At 35.5% G+C, this 15,150-nt stretch carries 17 protein-coding genes; 4 read left to right on the top strand and 13 right to left on the bottom strand.

What is annotated here, in order from left to right; genetic code table 11:
• Window positions 1-39 precede the first annotated feature (39 nt).
• From MKY02_RS07295 to MKY02_RS07275, 5 genes are all read right to left on the bottom strand, one after another.
• The gene (locus MKY02_RS07295) at window positions 40-645 is read right to left on the bottom strand and encodes a hypothetical protein (RefSeq protein WP_038184802.1); all 606 of its coding nucleotides are present in this window, start codon (window positions 643-645) and stop codon (window positions 40-42) included.
• A gap of 247 nt (window positions 646-892) precedes the next feature.
• Window positions 893-1,507: a hypothetical protein gene (locus MKY02_RS07290; protein ID WP_246832440.1), complete on the bottom strand. Its 615-nt coding sequence runs from the start codon at window positions 1,505-1,507 to the stop codon at window positions 893-895.
• A 45-nt stretch (window positions 1,508-1,552) separates the two neighbouring features.
• The gene (locus MKY02_RS07285; RefSeq protein WP_340710871.1) at window positions 1,553-1,750 is read right to left on the bottom strand and encodes a cysteine-rich CWC family protein; all 198 of its coding nucleotides are present in this window, start codon (window positions 1,748-1,750) and stop codon (window positions 1,553-1,555) included.
• Between the two features lie 708 nt (window positions 1,751-2,458).
• Window positions 2,459-2,848, bottom strand: coding sequence for a hypothetical protein (locus tag MKY02_RS07280; protein WP_038184808.1), 390 nt, complete (start codon window positions 2,846-2,848; stop codon window positions 2,459-2,461).
• A gap of 212 nt (window positions 2,849-3,060) precedes the next feature.
• Window positions 3,061-3,639: a DUF305 domain-containing protein gene (locus tag MKY02_RS07275; protein ID WP_038184811.1), complete on the bottom strand. Its 579-nt coding sequence runs from the start codon at window positions 3,637-3,639 to the stop codon at window positions 3,061-3,063.
• Between the two features lie 150 nt (window positions 3,640-3,789).
• Between MKY02_RS07275 and MKY02_RS07270 the strand changes: the two genes are divergently transcribed.
• Window positions 3,790-4,104, top strand: coding sequence for an antibiotic biosynthesis monooxygenase family protein (locus tag MKY02_RS07270; protein ID WP_081730084.1), 315 nt, complete (start codon window positions 3,790-3,792; stop codon window positions 4,102-4,104).
• 209 nt (window positions 4,105-4,313) lie between these two features.
• Here MKY02_RS07270 and MKY02_RS07265 read toward each other — a convergent pair whose 3' ends face one another.
• Window positions 4,314-4,901 (bottom strand): hypothetical protein, encoded by a 588-nt coding sequence (locus MKY02_RS07265; protein ID WP_038184816.1) that lies wholly within the window; start codon window positions 4,899-4,901, stop codon window positions 4,314-4,316.
• 138 nt (window positions 4,902-5,039) lie between these two features.
• The gene (locus MKY02_RS07260; protein ID WP_038184818.1) at window positions 5,040-5,321 is read right to left on the bottom strand and encodes a phage holin; all 282 of its coding nucleotides are present in this window, start codon (window positions 5,319-5,321) and stop codon (window positions 5,040-5,042) included.
• 551 nt (window positions 5,322-5,872) lie between these two features.
• Here MKY02_RS07260 and MKY02_RS07255 point away from each other — a divergent pair.
• Window positions 5,873-7,066, top strand: coding sequence for a YbfB/YjiJ family MFS transporter (locus MKY02_RS07255; RefSeq protein WP_340708841.1), 1,194 nt, complete (start codon window positions 5,873-5,875; stop codon window positions 7,064-7,066).
• 191 nt (window positions 7,067-7,257) lie between these two features.
• Window positions 7,258-7,704, top strand: a complete 447-nt coding sequence (locus tag MKY02_RS07250; protein WP_038184824.1) for a VOC family protein — start codon at window positions 7,258-7,260, stop codon at window positions 7,702-7,704.
• A 108-nt stretch (window positions 7,705-7,812) separates the two neighbouring features.
• Here MKY02_RS07250 and rnz read toward each other — a convergent pair whose 3' ends face one another.
• The 5 genes from rnz to MKY02_RS07225 all read right to left on the bottom strand — a co-directional run bounded on the left by rnz (window position 7,813) and on the right by MKY02_RS07225 (window position 12,564).
• Window positions 7,813-8,757 (bottom strand): ribonuclease Z, encoded by a 945-nt coding sequence (gene rnz / locus MKY02_RS07245; protein WP_076034684.1) that lies wholly within the window; start codon window positions 8,755-8,757, stop codon window positions 7,813-7,815.
• Window positions 8,758-8,984: 227 nt separating this feature from the next.
• Window positions 8,985-9,395, bottom strand: coding sequence for a hypothetical protein (locus MKY02_RS07240; protein WP_038184830.1), 411 nt, complete (start codon window positions 9,393-9,395; stop codon window positions 8,985-8,987).
• 25 nt (window positions 9,396-9,420) lie between these two features.
• The gene (locus MKY02_RS07235) at window positions 9,421-10,671 is read right to left on the bottom strand and encodes a DNA polymerase IV (RefSeq protein WP_038184832.1); all 1,251 of its coding nucleotides are present in this window, start codon (window positions 10,669-10,671) and stop codon (window positions 9,421-9,423) included.
• 260 nt (window positions 10,672-10,931) lie between these two features.
• On the bottom strand, window positions 10,932-11,417 hold the full coding sequence (locus MKY02_RS07230; RefSeq protein ID WP_076034685.1) for a chemotaxis protein CheW: 486 nt from the start codon (window positions 11,415-11,417) through the stop codon (window positions 10,932-10,934).
• A gap of 28 nt (window positions 11,418-11,445) precedes the next feature.
• Window positions 11,446-12,564, bottom strand: a complete 1,119-nt coding sequence (locus tag MKY02_RS07225; RefSeq protein WP_038184836.1) for a M20/M25/M40 family metallo-hydrolase — start codon at window positions 12,562-12,564, stop codon at window positions 11,446-11,448.
• Window positions 12,565-12,884: 320 nt separating this feature from the next.
• Between MKY02_RS07225 and MKY02_RS07220 the strand changes: the two genes are divergently transcribed.
• Window positions 12,885-13,394 (top strand): GNAT family N-acetyltransferase, encoded by a 510-nt coding sequence (locus tag MKY02_RS07220; protein WP_076034686.1) that lies wholly within the window; start codon window positions 12,885-12,887, stop codon window positions 13,392-13,394.
• 205 nt (window positions 13,395-13,599) lie between these two features.
• Here MKY02_RS07220 and MKY02_RS07215 read toward each other — a convergent pair whose 3' ends face one another.
• Window positions 13,600-15,147 (bottom strand): acyl-CoA carboxylase subunit beta, encoded by a 1,548-nt coding sequence (locus tag MKY02_RS07215; RefSeq protein ID WP_038184838.1) that lies wholly within the window; start codon window positions 15,145-15,147, stop codon window positions 13,600-13,602.
• Window positions 15,148-15,150 lie beyond the last annotated feature (3 nt).

Here is a 15,150-nt window from a genome sequence, read left to right as displayed (position 1 = left end):
AAACGAATTAAACAACATTATTTCTTTTATACATTTGCACTACTCCAAATGCATAGCAATCTCCAGTCCCGTTGCTTTATCATTAAAGATATCGCTGTATTCTGTAAACACTAAAGTCATCCCCGAAATATCGTCAGGTACTGGTGGAGAAACAATGAATGAATGCATGAAGTTCCCAGTCGATCCTGACGCTCTGTCATTTCGACAATCATAAGCTTGTCCAATAGACAATGCAAAATGATTATGATTTAATTGATGATTCTTTCGTGTATCTATTGTTTCATTCCAATCGATATTAAGATGGACAATACTGGCATTTTCGTACTGTCTTATAAATGTGACAGTGTAAAATTTTTCATCAACTTCAACTGATTTTAAAACTGGTAGATGCTTTCTAAACCCACTAGGCTCAACTTGAGGTTTAAAAAAGTCATGCATTCTAACAGTTCCAAATAACGAACTTAAATATTCTTCATACAAATCATATTTTGTTGCCCATTTTGAAAGCACTTCATCAGGTGGAAAAACTGGATGATCCATTGAAAGGTCCTTGCGTTGCTTTAATAAAGTACAAATTTGTTCATCAATCGAGAAAAGCTGTTCATTATAGTTATTTGAAGATTGCTCAATAGAGTTTCGTTTCATCTAACTTCCCCTCAATTCTATAATTTCATTAAAACTATATTACCTTTATTTTATACGATATAGAAAATTATAGTAAGTTAGTTGATTTTTTCTAATTACTCATGTAAGCTTCACAATTAGAAAAGTTATCTAGAAAATAATTATTTTGAATACTATATGAAAAATAAAAAAAGTCGAATTCCTATTAAGTGAAGGAATCGACTTTTCTTTTGCATTCAAAGTACCTATTTTTGTATCAATATCATAGTTATTTTTTTCGACGTCTTCTAATGATTACAACAGCTATCAAAAGTACTAACATTATTAAAGCAATATATATTTGTTTATTATTTGTTACGTTTACAGAAGGTGTTTTTTCTTGCCCTTTAATGTTTTCCAAAACTAATGTTACTTGTTCAGTAGGCGTCTGACCTTTTCCTAAAGCTTGAATATCCTCTTTAGCTCCGGATAAAGGCGCAGTTCTTGAACAAGCGTTAACTCTTAGTTCTCCATTGTCCTCATATGCATATATTAAATACTCCTCTTTTAAAGAGAATCCATAGCCACAACTGGCTGAACTCCTTTCTGTATAAACAATGACTTGTGTTTGGTCAACACCTTTCCATGATTTATCTACGCTAAATAGTATAGCAATTGGATCTGCAGAAGATTGTATTTCATTATTTTTGTTTCTATCAACAATTTCAATAACTTTACCAGAGAAAACTGCCGAACTACTTTTTAAAGCTTCTTTTGGCGGATCCGGCTGAGCACATGAACAAGCATAACTTTTATCAATGGGATAAATCAAAACACTAATAAACAACATAGATAATAAAATCACAATACGTATTTTGTTTATTTTCACAGTCTTTTTATTCAAATTGATCCCTCCATCTATGCTTATAGATTTTACAAAGTTGAATTCCTATTTTGTCTTACCTTCTTCTCTATATGTATCTACACAGTTTTTGCAAATACATTGCTTCCCCTTGCTCTCCTGAGGAACTAAATCAAAAATCCCTTTAGGAAATTTCTCCATATAACACCAGCATTCATTTTGCCCTTCTATTCCTGCCATACATTTGTTTTCCTCACCACATAAAGGACAATGTTTTACAGTCAATTTTCTCCCCCCTGTCTATTTCACAATATAATTCAACAATTAACATTTTTAAGAGGATTCCTGATGATACTTATTAAAATCACAAATTTTGTTTTGCATAAAAAAATACGCCATGTATTTTATGTGATCTATATACCCGCTATCAGACAAATGTTCATACTCTTTGTCTTTTGTTAACGGCAAAATATTTTTAACACTACCTTCTATCGTATTCGTATCAGATTGAACATTGACCAATACAGTCATGTAAATTCTATTTTTATATTCCACTGTCCCAATAACTTGTTTTTTCTCTAAATTAATATGAAGATAATTTATTTTTATGCCAATTGATTTATAAATTGTATAACCAGCTTATGAAAATCCAAATGATTTACGTTTCATGCATTCAGTAATAGATCATACACTCATAATTACTGCAAAGATTAATGTAATAGTTGATATGATTTTATAGACTTTGTACATTCACTATCCCACTACCTTCAACTACGGCAATTACTGTATTTTACCATATAAAAAAAGTCGACTTCCATTAAGAATCGACTCTAATTTTTTTCACTCTTATAGCAATATTAGTCCAATAGTCAATAGAATAGTAAATTACTTGTCCATTACAAAATTAAATTGTCTGTTTATTAGTTTAATTTCAATAAAAAAACAGGCTTATATTTGCATATAAACCCTGTTTTCAGCTCATTACTCACCCTCTTAACAACCTGGGAATCCCGGGGGAGCGAACCTACACCATGGCGGTCTTGGTGGCCTTGGTGGTCTCGGAGGATTTGGTGGTTGTGGTGGAAATGGAGGTCGCGTATTTTGGCATAACTGGCCGGCTTGAGTAATTGTTTGTATATCTCTTGAATGCAGGGGTAGTTGTTGTGGAATGCCGTTAACAAATCTTGTAATTTGTACTCCGCCAAAATTAGGATTTGTCAATTCATTTCCCCATTCACTAACAGAATCCAATCGAACATTACAATACAGTTGTCCGTTGTTCATCTGGATATCCACCATAAAACCTACAAATCTTGTAAGTTGAACTGGATTCAAAAAGGTATTGATTGCCACTTTATTGCCATATGGATCATAATAGAACATCTTTCTATCTCTCCTTTCTTCGTTCAATATTGTAAAATATTCTTATATACATAATTAGGAAGTTGTCCTTATTCAATTGATTAATACACCTAATATTGTTACTTTTTATGGTTATCACTTTTTCGTTCTAAAACAATTAAAGATATGAAAAAAAACCTCATCAAAAAACGCCATTAACCTTAATGGCGTTTTCATTTACTATCTCAATAGTTTCAACATCGATCAAGATGCCATAGTAGTTGTTGCATTTGTTGGATACCTTTACATTGAGAACTGATGATAGCATAGAGAATTGGCTTTAGTTCTGGACAAATATTGAACATAAGTACGTTATAGGACATGCGGACAGCGCCTTCATGATGTGGAATCATTTCCCTAACAAAATTTGCATTTACGTCGTTTGTAATTTGGGCTGAGCACATTTCGTTAAACATCATATCTGAAATTACTTTAAACTCATTCATATAGTAAGTATTTTCATAATCTGTATTAGTTATTTTACTACACTTATTCTGTATAGCTTGCATATTCGTGATACTTTTCGTTTGTTCAGAAATAATATTTGTAGCAATACTTTGTAATTCAAGATTTGTAGTGTATCGTAAAATATTCTTAGACATTTCGATTGCTGCTCTATGATGTGGGATCATCTGCATAATAAAATTATCTGAAATACTCTTCGTAAGTATTACACTAGTCATATCTTTTATCATCGTATCCAAGATCTTATAGTACGCTCTCAAATATTTTTTCGTCACAATACTTAAACTTAAAGGACAATTACTATTCATTAGGCGAAAATCTCCTTTTTGAATAGTGTATGTAGGCGTATATGATGCTGTGTCATAGGTTCCAATGTGTGAATTTTATTCCTCTTTTTAGATCTCAATAGTATAATCTATTTAAAAATAGAATGTAATATATGAGGGAGACTGATGATCATGGTTCATGAATCAAAGGGTTCGCATTATGCAGTTATTTTTTCAAGCCAAAGAACTGAGGGTGATAAAGGCTATGGTATTATGGCAGAAAAAATGGATCAACTAGCTAGTAAACAGCCTGGTTTCTTAGGAGTAGAAAGTGTTCGGGATTCTTTAGGTTACGGCATTACCATTTCCTATTGGGATAGCTTAGAGGCAATCAGCAATTGGAAAAATAATCAAGCACATCAAATTGCCCAGCAAAAAGGGATAAACGATTGGTATCAAAATTACAGTGTAAAGATTTGCAAAGTTGAGCGCGAGTATACTAAGTAATTCAATAGCCATTGTAGTGACTAAATTTACTAAAGAATCATCAAGATTTTGTACATATTGAGCTATAGGATCTTTTTGGATTTCCTGATACTCCTAACCCTTTTGGTGGATGACTTTAAATTGAATTAAATAACTATTCTCATATAAAAAAGCGCTTAAATCAGCGCTTTTTTACATATTAAGCAAGGAGGAATTCTACTAATCTATTTCTACTTTTTTGACAAAAGTACCGAAATATTTACATCATTAAAGATAATGATGATTTTATTTGAAAGGTCGTAGTATTTTAAAGCATCTGTATATGTTGGTGCTTTTTTTATAAATTGGCCTCTTGATAGCTGAATTTTCATGTTTCGAAGTTCATTAAAAGTTGTAAATATTTCTCCATCTATTAAGTTATATTCTTTTAATAGGCGAATGTCTTCATGTGAAAATGTTACTTCATCATTTAACTGGTTGATACCAAGTCGGTGTACTGTAGTTTTTAGTTCGTTTTCTACCATTCCCCAGATCATTGAAATCGACTCGCCTGGTGATTCTTTTGCAATTTTGAGAATTTCATAATCCATACTATCAAGTTCAAAAATTTTGTTCTCAATTAGGTTAGAGTTATTTAATTTCTTTTCTAAAACATCTAGTTTTTTTCCAAAATCCAACTCTATATTGTTGAAAGAAAATTTGGTGAGATTCGTTAGTATAAATCCTATTTGCTTTCTAAATAATAGGATAGCTAGTAGTATAACAATTGGCCAAATCATATCATCAATTAACGCAGCAACAAATTCTGTTACATTCATAGTACCCCTCCCATCTATAAATAATGCTTTAATTATTAGAGGTATTGTTACTTTAAAGGTTCTATTTCCTCCTCAGTTTAATGTATTAAATAAATCTTATTTTGTGTGGTCAACTTGTACCGATTTTTTTCATGAATATTATTTTTCATCACATTTCACTTTTGTATATCGAAGTGCTTGTTTACTATCACTTATGCCACTCGTTGTCGGATCAATAACAGAATTATAAACAGCAACGATCACCGTAAAAAGAACAAAAGGATTTGAAATAGCTTGAAGTAGGACATCAAATAATTTTGGCCAAGTACTGACATCCTCCCCTGTAATACCGAGATATCCCCCTATAGATGATGTAACTGCCAAAAACATATGAAACCAAAATTGCGGGTTTTTTAATCGAATTTTCCAGTTTATCCTCATTTTCATCCCCCCTTTAGATAGTTATACATATGTTACGGTTGATGCTTTCTTGCTTAGAAGTATGATAATTGTGGAGTGTTTGGTTGGTTTTTGGGTTGCTCGTATTTACTTTGGCGCTACTCGGGCTCCCTTTGGCGCTACTCGCTCTCCCTTTGGCGCTACTCACTCTCCTTTTGGCGCTACTCGCTCTCCCTTTGGCGCTACTCGCTCTCCCTTTGGCGCTACTCGCTCTCCCTTTGGCGATACTCACTCTCCTTTTGGCGCTACTCGCTCCCTTTGGCGCTACTCACTCTCCTTTTGGCGCTACTCGCTCTCCCTTTGGCACTACTCACTCTCCTTTTGGCGCTACTCGCTCTCCTTTGGCGCTACTCGCTCTCTCTTTAGCGCTACTCTCCCTATCTTTAACACTACTCACAACCTCCATCTCCAACCGCTCATTCCCCCTTAGCCCTCCAATCATTTTACATTTTCATCTATATCCAAAACACTTTTACTAATTTATACTGTTATTAAGGTTTTTGGTCTTTTTTTCTACATATGGGGGTGCTTTGGTGAATCGAAGACATGCTGGGATGATTATTGGGGGAATTTTGTTTTTAGTAGTGGCGATGGGGATTAGCCGCTTTGCACTTACACCGATTTTGCCATTTATGCGACAAGATGTTGGATTATCTGTAGAAACTGCGGGGATGCTGGCTTCTGCAAATTATGTAGGATATTTCATTGGGGCACTTTGGGCTGGTTTTATAACCCGCCATCCAAAAGGAATCCTCGGATGGTGCGCATTCATCAATGTACTTTCTGTTTTTGGTATGGGGTTGCTTGATAGTTTATGGATTTGGTTGATTTTACGCTTGATTGCGGGGATTACAGGTGGCTTGATGTTTGTATTAACTTCTAGTATGTTGATGGATTATCTTGCTGGTCATTTGTTGACGAAATGGTCAGGCTATATTTTTAGCGGTATTGGTTTAGGAATTGCTCTTTCGGGCATTTTTGTCCCTATTTTAGAATCGGCTTTTTCTTGGCAAGGTGCTTGGATAGGGCTTGGTATGTTATCCGTGTTGTTCGTATTAACGACGATGTTCTTGTGGCGTAAGCTGACAGCTCATGAACAGGATAAGAAAGCAGTAGTCTCCGAGAAGGTTTGGAAAGGATTTATGCCTTGGATGGCACTTGCTTACGGATTAGAAGGTCTTGGCTATATTGTGACCGGCACGTTTTTAGTTGATATAATTCATGAAATTCCTAATTTAAGAGAGTATGCATCCTATAGCTGGGTTGTTGTCGGTATTGGTGCCATTCCATCTGCTCCACTTTGGATTATGTTGATGTCAAAATATTCACCTGTTCGTATCATTTCGATTGCGTATATTTTACAAGTCATTGGTATTTTACTTCCAATCGTCTCTCCGACTATTTTCGGTGTAATGACATCGGCATTTTTATTCGGTATGACGTTTGTTGGAATCGTGACGATGACCACGTCTTATGCAAGACAATTATTTCCAGCAAAGAGTGCTAGTGTTGTATCTGCTCTAACGACCCTCTATGCGCTTGGGCAAATTATTGGCCCATTAATTGCTGGCAAACTTGCCGCTTATTATAAGAGTTATAATGTTGCTCTCATTTTTGCTGGAAGTGTAGTAGCAATTGCACTTTGTCTCATGTTGTTTGGGAGATGGAGGACAACGGAAAAAGAAGTACCAGAAAGTTATATGGCTCTAAAAAATATCGCTAAGTAGTTATTCTAAGTGATTTTTTGATTGTCAATTTCTATAAAGTCCTGAGCATGTTTTGAAAGAATTTTTTCAAACCATGCTTTTTTCAATATGTAAAAAGGTCAAACATCTAATAAAAGAAGGTTATTTGAAACTTAAATAGAATTACATCAATAAGGCTTTAAAAAATAGAGTATCTTAAAGGGGATTGGAGCATGAATCGTTTAAATTTAGTTACTTTGGGTGTTAAAGATATGTTAAAGTCATTACGTTTTTATCGCGATGGACTTGGATTTGAAGCATTTGTATACGGGAACGACGCCGATCCAGATGTAATTTTCTTTAATAATGGAGGAACAAAAATTTCACTATTTCCAATTGATCGCTTAGCACAAGATATTGATGAAGATAATCCACCTGCAATCAACCATGGCTTTAGTGGATTTACCCTTGCTTATAATGGAAAGTCAAAAGAAGAGGTTGATGAAATATTTGTATTAGCAAAAAAAGCTGGTGCGAAAATTGTGAAAGAACCTGAAACAGTTTTTTGGGGTGGATATAGTGGCTATTTCCAAGACCCAAACGGCTATTACTGGGAAGTTGCTTACGGAGAGAACTGGGAGTTCGATGAGAATGATATGTTAATAATTACTGAAGGTTAACATGAGAATTTGATAAAACTGTGTATGAATTTAACAGCTTGGTTGTTACTCTATATTCATTGTAAAAAAGCTATCCAAAATTAAATGGATAGCTTTTTCTCAATTCTATTACTGACTAAAAGGAGCTAACTTTTCTTGATGCCACTCATATTCCTCGAAATCGGCTACGATATAGGCATTTTCAAACACTTCATGTACTTCTTGTAACATGTTTTTTATATCTTGAGGGAAAAATCTTGCGCTTAAATGATTTAGCAATAAATATTTTGCTCCTGCTTTAATAGCTATGTTTGCTGCATCCATATTTGTGGAGTGACCGTAATTGGCAGCTAGTGCTTCCGTTGCATGATCAAATGTTGATTCATGCACGACAATATCCGCATTTTCACTAAGTAAAATAGCATTTTCACACGAGCGTGTGTCTCCTAAAATCGAAACGATAAAGCCATCTTTAGGTGGATCTGTGACGTCACTACTTTTCACTATTCGACCATCTTCTAAAGTAATGTCATAGCCATTTTTCAATTGACCCAATAGTGAGCCCTTAGGAACTCCCAACGCTATAGCTTTTTCAATTTGCAATGTTCCTGGTAGAGGCTTTTGTTCAATCCGGTAGCCAAAGCAAGATATGACATGCTGTAATGGTTTTGCTGTAACGACAAAATCATCATCTTCAAAGACCACGCCTTCAGTAACCTCAACAAATTCAATAGGATAATTAAGATGGGTTTGTGACAGCTGTAAGGTTAATTCTACCCAATTCTTTAATCCTGCTGGTCCATAGATGGTAAGTAGTTCTTCTCCCCCTTGGAAAGAGCGAGAACTAAGTAAGCCAGGGAGCCCAAATATATGATCTCCGTGTAAATGAGTGATAAATATTTTTTCTAATTTTCTTGGCTTTAATGTTGTATGTAAAATTTGGTGCTGCGTCGCTTCACCACAATCAAACAGCCAAAATGTACCACGTTCTTCTAATAATTTAACGGCTAGTGCACTTGTATTCCGTGTTTTTGACGGCATTCCAGCACCTGTACCTAAAAATTGTATATGCAAATGAAGTCCTCCTTACGAAATATACAATGATCAACATATGAAGAATCCTCATAATGATTCCTTGCTATTTATGCTTCGGTATTGCTAATGTCTTATAACTAGTATAACAAAAAAAGATGCTCATCAATCACCAAATGGACATTGATACACACCTTTAATATGCAATACATACTCTTTAGTTAGGTTTATGATTGTTACTATTATTTCTAATGAGAGCTAAATTTAATTTATTTTACTTCAATTAAAAAAGAAGTTATTTCTTTTATCTTTGAGGTTTTTCCGGCACTTGTGAAATTATAGATATCACAGAAAGCATAACGCTTCTTACTTTCTAAAATTATAATGCCATTAATAGAACCAGTACTCCCATGCGTAATAATGTTATTAATATGTAACTCTGTTGCTCTGTCTTTCTCCTTTTTTGACAATATTTCAACAACATGATTATTGCCTTGGATCTGCTTATTACCAACGATATCCCAACATACATCATCCTTCAAATGCTCAAGAATGAAACTTTGATCATTTTTTGCAATAGCAATAGTAAGTTCTTGAAGTAACTTCTTTTTAGGTGCATTTCCGCAATCGTAAGGGCAGACTACTTTTAGACTTCCATACTCTTCATTTAACTTATTCATAATGTTCCCCCTAAAGATTTTTTTATTAATCCTTATGATCTTCCAAAAAGTCTTTGCTAAAACTCGTTTGTGATTCATAATTGGGCTTTTTCTTTTCTTTCATACCTTTTGAGATGATTTCTTTACCGAATTTCTTTTGGAGCTGCTCCACTACTTGGATAATTGGTTCCTCTTTGGCATGTTGTTCATAGTTGAAAATAGATAACTGCTCTGCTGTTTCCTTGCGGTCAATCACATTACTCACCGTCACGCCGAGTAATCGAACAGGTTCACCATGCCAATGTTTTCTAGTCAAATCAACGGCTATTTCAAGAATATCTGATTTTTTATAAATAGCATTGGAAAAGGTTTTGCTACGACTTGAGTTATGCCAATCTGCATCTCGAATTTGAATGGATAACGTATGGCCTGCTAAATTTTTAGCTGAAAGACGTTTTGCCACTCTTTCACAAAGACCATCGATTGTTTTACGAACTTCATCCCATTCGACTAAATCGATTGGCAAAGTTGTAGAATTACCTACGCTCTTGGTATCATAAATCGAATTTGGATCGACTTCCCTGTTATCAATACCATTTGCTCTGTCTTTTAACCTTGCACCATTTTTTCCTAAGTTACTTTTTAAAAAGGCTTCAGAGGCTTGTGCTAGATCACCAATTGTGTTGATTTTTAGTTCGTTTAGTTTTTTTGCTGTACTCTCACCCACGCCATGCATTTCAATAACTGGTAATGACCATAAAATATTTGATAGTTCACGTTTTCTTAAAACGGTAATACCCATAGGCTTTTTCATGTCAGAAGCTGTTTTAGCTAAAAACTTATTGGGTGCAATTCCAATAGATGATGGCAAATCCAGTTCATTTAAAATCCGTTTTTGAATGCTTTCTGCGAGCTCTATCGCTTCTCTTCCATTTACAAGTTCCGTAACATCAATATAACCTTCATCGATTGATACGGGCTCTACAAGTTCGGTATATGTTCGAAGTATGTCAAATATCGCTTTTGAAGCAATACGATAGCGTTCAAAATTCGGTGGCAACAAAATGAGCTCAGGACATTTTCGCTTTGCTTCCCACACAGCCATCGTCGTATAAACCCCTTTTGCACGCGCTTCATACGAACAAGTGACGAGAATGCCACGTCGCTCCTTCGGGTTACCCGCAATGGCTATTGCTTTACCTTTAAGTGTTGGATCATGTGATTGCTCTACAGAGGCATAGAAACAGTTCATATCGATATGAAAAATTATTCTCCCTTTTTGTTTCAGCTCTGCCATCACACATCTCTCCTGCTTCTTTTATTATGAATATTATAGCAAAAATAACGAACAGATGTTGGTATTTTTGTTCTTATAAGATCTAGTGATACCTTCTAACTTCTTCCTTTTCGCATATTAATAGCTTCACGCCATTTCATTTAATGGTACTGCCCCTTCGCCGCAATCCTAAGTTAATTTCTAATTCGATCACAAGACTTTAAAACCACATAAAAAAGCATCCTCAGTCTTTGACTAAGGATACCTTATTTACTAACGAACTAGGCTTTTGCTGCTCTTTCGTCTTCTTTTAATTTTTGCATATAGGCTTTGAGTTCTTTAATACCTTCAAGCGAGTCAACCAGTACTGTAGGCGAAACGATTGTAATTATTCGTTCTTCTAGATTGGCAACTGCTGTGAAATATTTTGTTTTGGAATAATTCACTAGACCTATTTGTTGCAAATGTTCAGCTGGAATATCGAGAATTTCTTTTGCTTCGACAACGAGTAGACCAAATAGGAAATCACCTGTTTGTAAAACAACTATTCGCACTTGATCTCCCGTTGCTTGACCTCTGTATAAGATTTGCTCGAAATCTAATATCGGCATTAGTTCTCCGCGCATTCTCATTAAACCCGTTACATAGCTTGGTAAGTGTGGAATGGGATTAACATGTTCCATTTTCTCGATCGATACGACGTGATCGATAGGAACCGCATATTCTTCTTGACCACAACGGAAAACGACTACTTTACTACTAGACATTGGCTTCTACCTCTTCTTGTAATATGTGTTATTTAACTTCAGCTGCGCATTTTACAATTTCCACTAATAAGTCCGCAAGTTTTTCTAATTCTTCAACTGGGATACGTTCTTTTGTCGTGTGGATGTCTTCATAACCGACAGCAAGATTGACTGTAGGAATGCCAAATCCAGCGATCACATTTGCATCACTACCCCCACCACTTGTCAAAATTTCTGGTGTACGACCAATTTTACGAACTGCTTCTTGAGCCACTTTCACAACTAAATCTTCCTCAGTGAAACGAAAACCTGGGTACATGCGCTTAATAGTTACTTCGGCTTTACCACCCATTTTTTCAGCAGTTTGTTCGAAAACTTCTTTCATATGGACAGTTTGTGCCTCTAATTTCGCTTCATTAATTGAACGGGCTTCAGCTAAAATATGCACTTCATCACAAACGATATTCGTTGCTTGTCCACCTTCAAAGCGACCAATGTTTGCTGTTGTTTCAGCATCTAAACGACCTAATTTCATCGCTGCAATTGATTTTGCTGCAACTGTAATAGCTGAAATTCCTTTCTCAGGTGCAACACCAGCGTGAGCTGTTTTACCATAGATAACAGCTTCTACTTTCGCTTGGAAAGGTGCTGCAGTTACGATGCCACCTACTTTACAGTCACTATCAACGGCGAAACCATATTTAGCAAAGATTTTAGATGGGTCTAGCTCTTTCGCTCCTGCTAAACCACTCTCTTCGCCAGCAGTAATAATGTACTGAATATCACCATGAGTAATATTTTGTTCTTTTAAGCGTTTTGGTAACTCAAGAAGAGCTGCTATTCCAGCTTTATCATCCGCTCCTAAAATCGTAGTACCATCAGAATGGATATAGCCATCTTCTTTGAGGATTGGTTTAATTCCTTTACCAGGTACTACAGTGTCCATATGTGATGTAAAGTAAATTGGTTGTGCATCTACAGTCCCGCGTAGGGTACAGATTAAGTTACCTGAAGCATGGCCATTACGGCTTGCCGCATCATCTTCTTCAACTTCAAAGCCTAATGCTTCTAATTTAGTTTTTAATACAGGTGAAATTTTCTCTTCATGGAATGTTTCAGAATCAATTTGTACGAGTTCCAAAAATTCTTCTACGATACGACTTGTCATTATGAAAGAACCCCTTTATTAACTAGATTTTACTATCTTCTTATTCCCTTATTTTAGCATAGAATTTAAGTGAACTCCTGTAATTTACTTAGGCATTCTCTAATTTCTAATTTAGTTTGATAGATTAAATGTATCGACTTTGTATTAATATTGGCCTCTACACATATTTTTCTTCATGCGCAGCGATATTAATTGTATATTCAAACTATTAATATGAAGGATTTTTATTGATGTGAGGAGAATTTACTTAAAGTAAAAATGGATAATTTAAATTTTCAATTTCCTTTAATTGTCATTTTTGCTATTTGAAAGGAGCACTCATGGATATTAGATTGTTAGAATCATCAGATGCAAAAAGTTATTGGGTTTTGAGATTAGAAGCATTAAAAAATAACCCAGAAGCATTTTCTTCAAGCTATGAAGAAGCTATTAAAAGAGAATTCCCTGTTGAAACTGTGTTGAAAAATTTATCGACCGAAGGAACTTTCACATTTGGGGCTTTCAATGATCAAGAACTAATAGGTGTTGTAACTTTGGTTCAAGAATTCACTTCAAAACTTCATCATAGAGCTAATATTTTTGCCATGTATGTAAGTCCTAAATTTCGTAGATTAAGCGTTGGTAAAGCACTCCTATTAACGGCAATCAATCATGCAAAGTCAATTGAAGCAATAGAAAAAATTAATCTAGAAGTGATAACAACTAATGATAGAGCGAAAAATCTCTATATTAAAATGGGTTTCAAAACATATGGACTCGAAGAACGCGCACTTAAAATCAATAATGATTATTATGATTCAGAGTATATGGTGCTGTTCCTTAAAAAATAATGTTTAACTACAACTGATTAATTACCAAATTTATGTCTGGTCATAAAAGCACCTCCTATTGTTAGTTTTAACTAACGATGGGAGGTGCTTTTCATAAATGTTGGTCTTGACTGTTTTTCTTGCTTGTCTTGTATTAATAAGCGCTTTGGGCTAACAGGATGTTAGTCATGCAACCGTTGCGACAGGACGTCGGACATCCTCAACATTAAAGAGGAATATTCCCATGTTTCTTAGCTGGTCTTGTTTCTTTTTTCGTTTTCATCATATCAAGAGCTTGGATAAGTTTGATACGTGTTTCACGTGGGTCGATTACATCGTCTACTAAGCCATGAGATGCTGCTACATATGGATTTGCGAATTTTTCGCGGTATTCTTCAATTTTCGCTGCACGTGTTGCCTCTGGATCATCGCTGTTATCAATTTCGCGAGCGAAGATAATGTTCGCTGCTCCATTTGGTCCCATAACGGCAATTTCAGCGTTTGGCCAAGCGTATACCATATCAGCACCAATTGCTTTAGAATTAAGTGCTACGTATGCACCACCGTATGCTTTACGAAGGATTACTGTAATTTTCGGTACAGTTGCTTCTGAGTATGCATATAAGATTTTCGCGCCGTGACGGATAATCCCACCATGCTCTTGTTTAATGCCCGGGAAGAAGCCAGTAACGTCTTCAAATGTGATGATTGGAATATTGAATGAGTCACAGAAACGGATGAAGCGAGATGCTTTATCTGATGAGTCAATATCCAGTCCACCAGCCATTACTTTTGGTTGGTTACATACTAGACCTACTACGTCCCCTTTAATACGCGCAAGCCCCACTACGACATTTTTCGCAAATTCTTTATGTACTTCCATAAAAGAACTTGGATCAACGATTTCTTCAATAACTTTGCGAATATCGTATGGACGCGTTGCTTCTACTGGAACTAATTCAATAATATTTTCTAAATAATCGTCATTATCTTGTGGTTCAATACTTGGTGGTTTTTGTTCATTATTTTGAGGTAGGTAAGCAAGTAAATCACGTACTTGTTGTAATACCTCTTCTTCAGATGGCCCGCGGAAGTGTGCAGCTCCACTGATTGAGTTATGAACTTTTGAGCCACCTAAATCTTCAGAAGAAATTTTCTCCCCTGTTACTGTTTCGATTACTTTTGGTCCTGTGATGAACATTTGGCTTGTCTTATCTACCATGAATACGAAGTCAGTAATTGCTGGTGAATATACTGCTCCTCCTGCACAAGGTCCCATAATAACTGAGATTTGTGGAATCACACCAGAATAGATTGAGTTTCGGTAGAATATATGACCATATCCATCAAGAGATACAACACCCTCTTGGATACGAGCACCACCAGAATCGTTTAAGCCAACGAAAGGCGTACCGTTTTTAGCCGCTAAATCCATAACATTCGCAATTTTCATTGCATGCATTTCCCCAAGTGCACCGCCGAAAACTGTAAAGTCTTGTGAGAACAGGTAGATTGGACGACCGTTTACTTTACCGTAACCTGTAACAACGCCGTCTCCAGGTCCTTCTTTTGTATCCATACCAAAGTCTGTAGTTCGATGTTTTACGAAAGGATTAATCTCAACGAAAGTACCTTCGTCTACTAGTAAGTTAATACGTTCACGTGCAGTTAATTTACCTTTTTCATGTTGTTTTACGATGCGGTCATCACCGCCACCTAATTCAATTTCACGTTTTCTATCATATAACTCATTGATTTTATCGAACATATCCATAGA

Origin of the sequence: Viridibacillus sp. FSL R5-0888, assembly GCF_038009105.1 — a bacterium.
In the GTDB taxonomy this organism is placed as follows: Bacteria; Bacillota; Bacilli; order Bacillales_A; family Planococcaceae; genus Viridibacillus; species Viridibacillus arenosi.
Note: the sequence above shows the minus strand (reverse complement) of the source record. Positions and strands in the feature narration are given on the sequence as shown.

What these genes read in the sequence shown, in the direction of transcription:
- MKY02_RS07215 (WP_038184838.1), bottom strand. Translation starts at nt 15,147, where the DNA reads ATGGATATGTTCGATAAAATCAATGAGTTATATGATAGAAAACGTGAA.
- MKY02_RS07225 (WP_038184836.1), bottom strand. Translation starts at nt 12,564, where the DNA reads ATGACAAGTCGTATCGTAGAAGAATTTTTGGAACTCGTACAAATTGAT.
- MKY02_RS07280 (WP_038184808.1), bottom strand. Translation starts at nt 2,848, where the DNA reads ATGTTCTATTATGATCCATATGGCAATAAAGTGGCAATCAATACCTTT.
- MKY02_RS07250 (WP_038184824.1), top strand. Translation starts at nt 7,258, where the DNA reads ATGAATCGTTTAAATTTAGTTACTTTGGGTGTTAAAGATATGTTAAAG.
- MKY02_RS07260 (WP_038184818.1), bottom strand. Translation starts at nt 5,321, where the DNA reads ATGAGGATAAACTGGAAAATTCGATTAAAAAACCCGCAATTTTGGTTT.
- MKY02_RS07275 (WP_038184811.1), bottom strand. Translation starts at nt 3,639, where the DNA reads ATGAATAGTAATTGTCCTTTAAGTTTAAGTATTGTGACGAAAAAATAT.
- MKY02_RS07220 (WP_076034686.1), top strand. Translation starts at nt 12,885, where the DNA reads ATGGATATTAGATTGTTAGAATCATCAGATGCAAAAAGTTATTGGGTT.
- MKY02_RS07235 (WP_038184832.1), bottom strand. Translation starts at nt 10,671, where the DNA reads ATGGCAGAGCTGAAACAAAAAGGGAGAATAATTTTTCATATCGATATG.
- MKY02_RS07230 (WP_076034685.1), bottom strand. Translation starts at nt 11,417, where the DNA reads ATGTCTAGTAGTAAAGTAGTCGTTTTCCGTTGTGGTCAAGAAGAATAT.
- MKY02_RS07265 (WP_038184816.1), bottom strand. Translation starts at nt 4,901, where the DNA reads ATGAATGTAACAGAATTTGTTGCTGCGTTAATTGATGATATGATTTGG.
- MKY02_RS07295 (WP_038184802.1), bottom strand. Translation starts at nt 645, where the DNA reads ATGAAACGAAACTCTATTGAGCAATCTTCAAATAACTATAATGAACAG.
- MKY02_RS07270 (WP_081730084.1), top strand. Translation starts at nt 3,790, where the DNA reads ATGGTTCATGAATCAAAGGGTTCGCATTATGCAGTTATTTTTTCAAGC.
- MKY02_RS07240 (WP_038184830.1), bottom strand. Translation starts at nt 9,395, where the DNA reads ATGAATAAGTTAAATGAAGAGTATGGAAGTCTAAAAGTAGTCTGCCCT.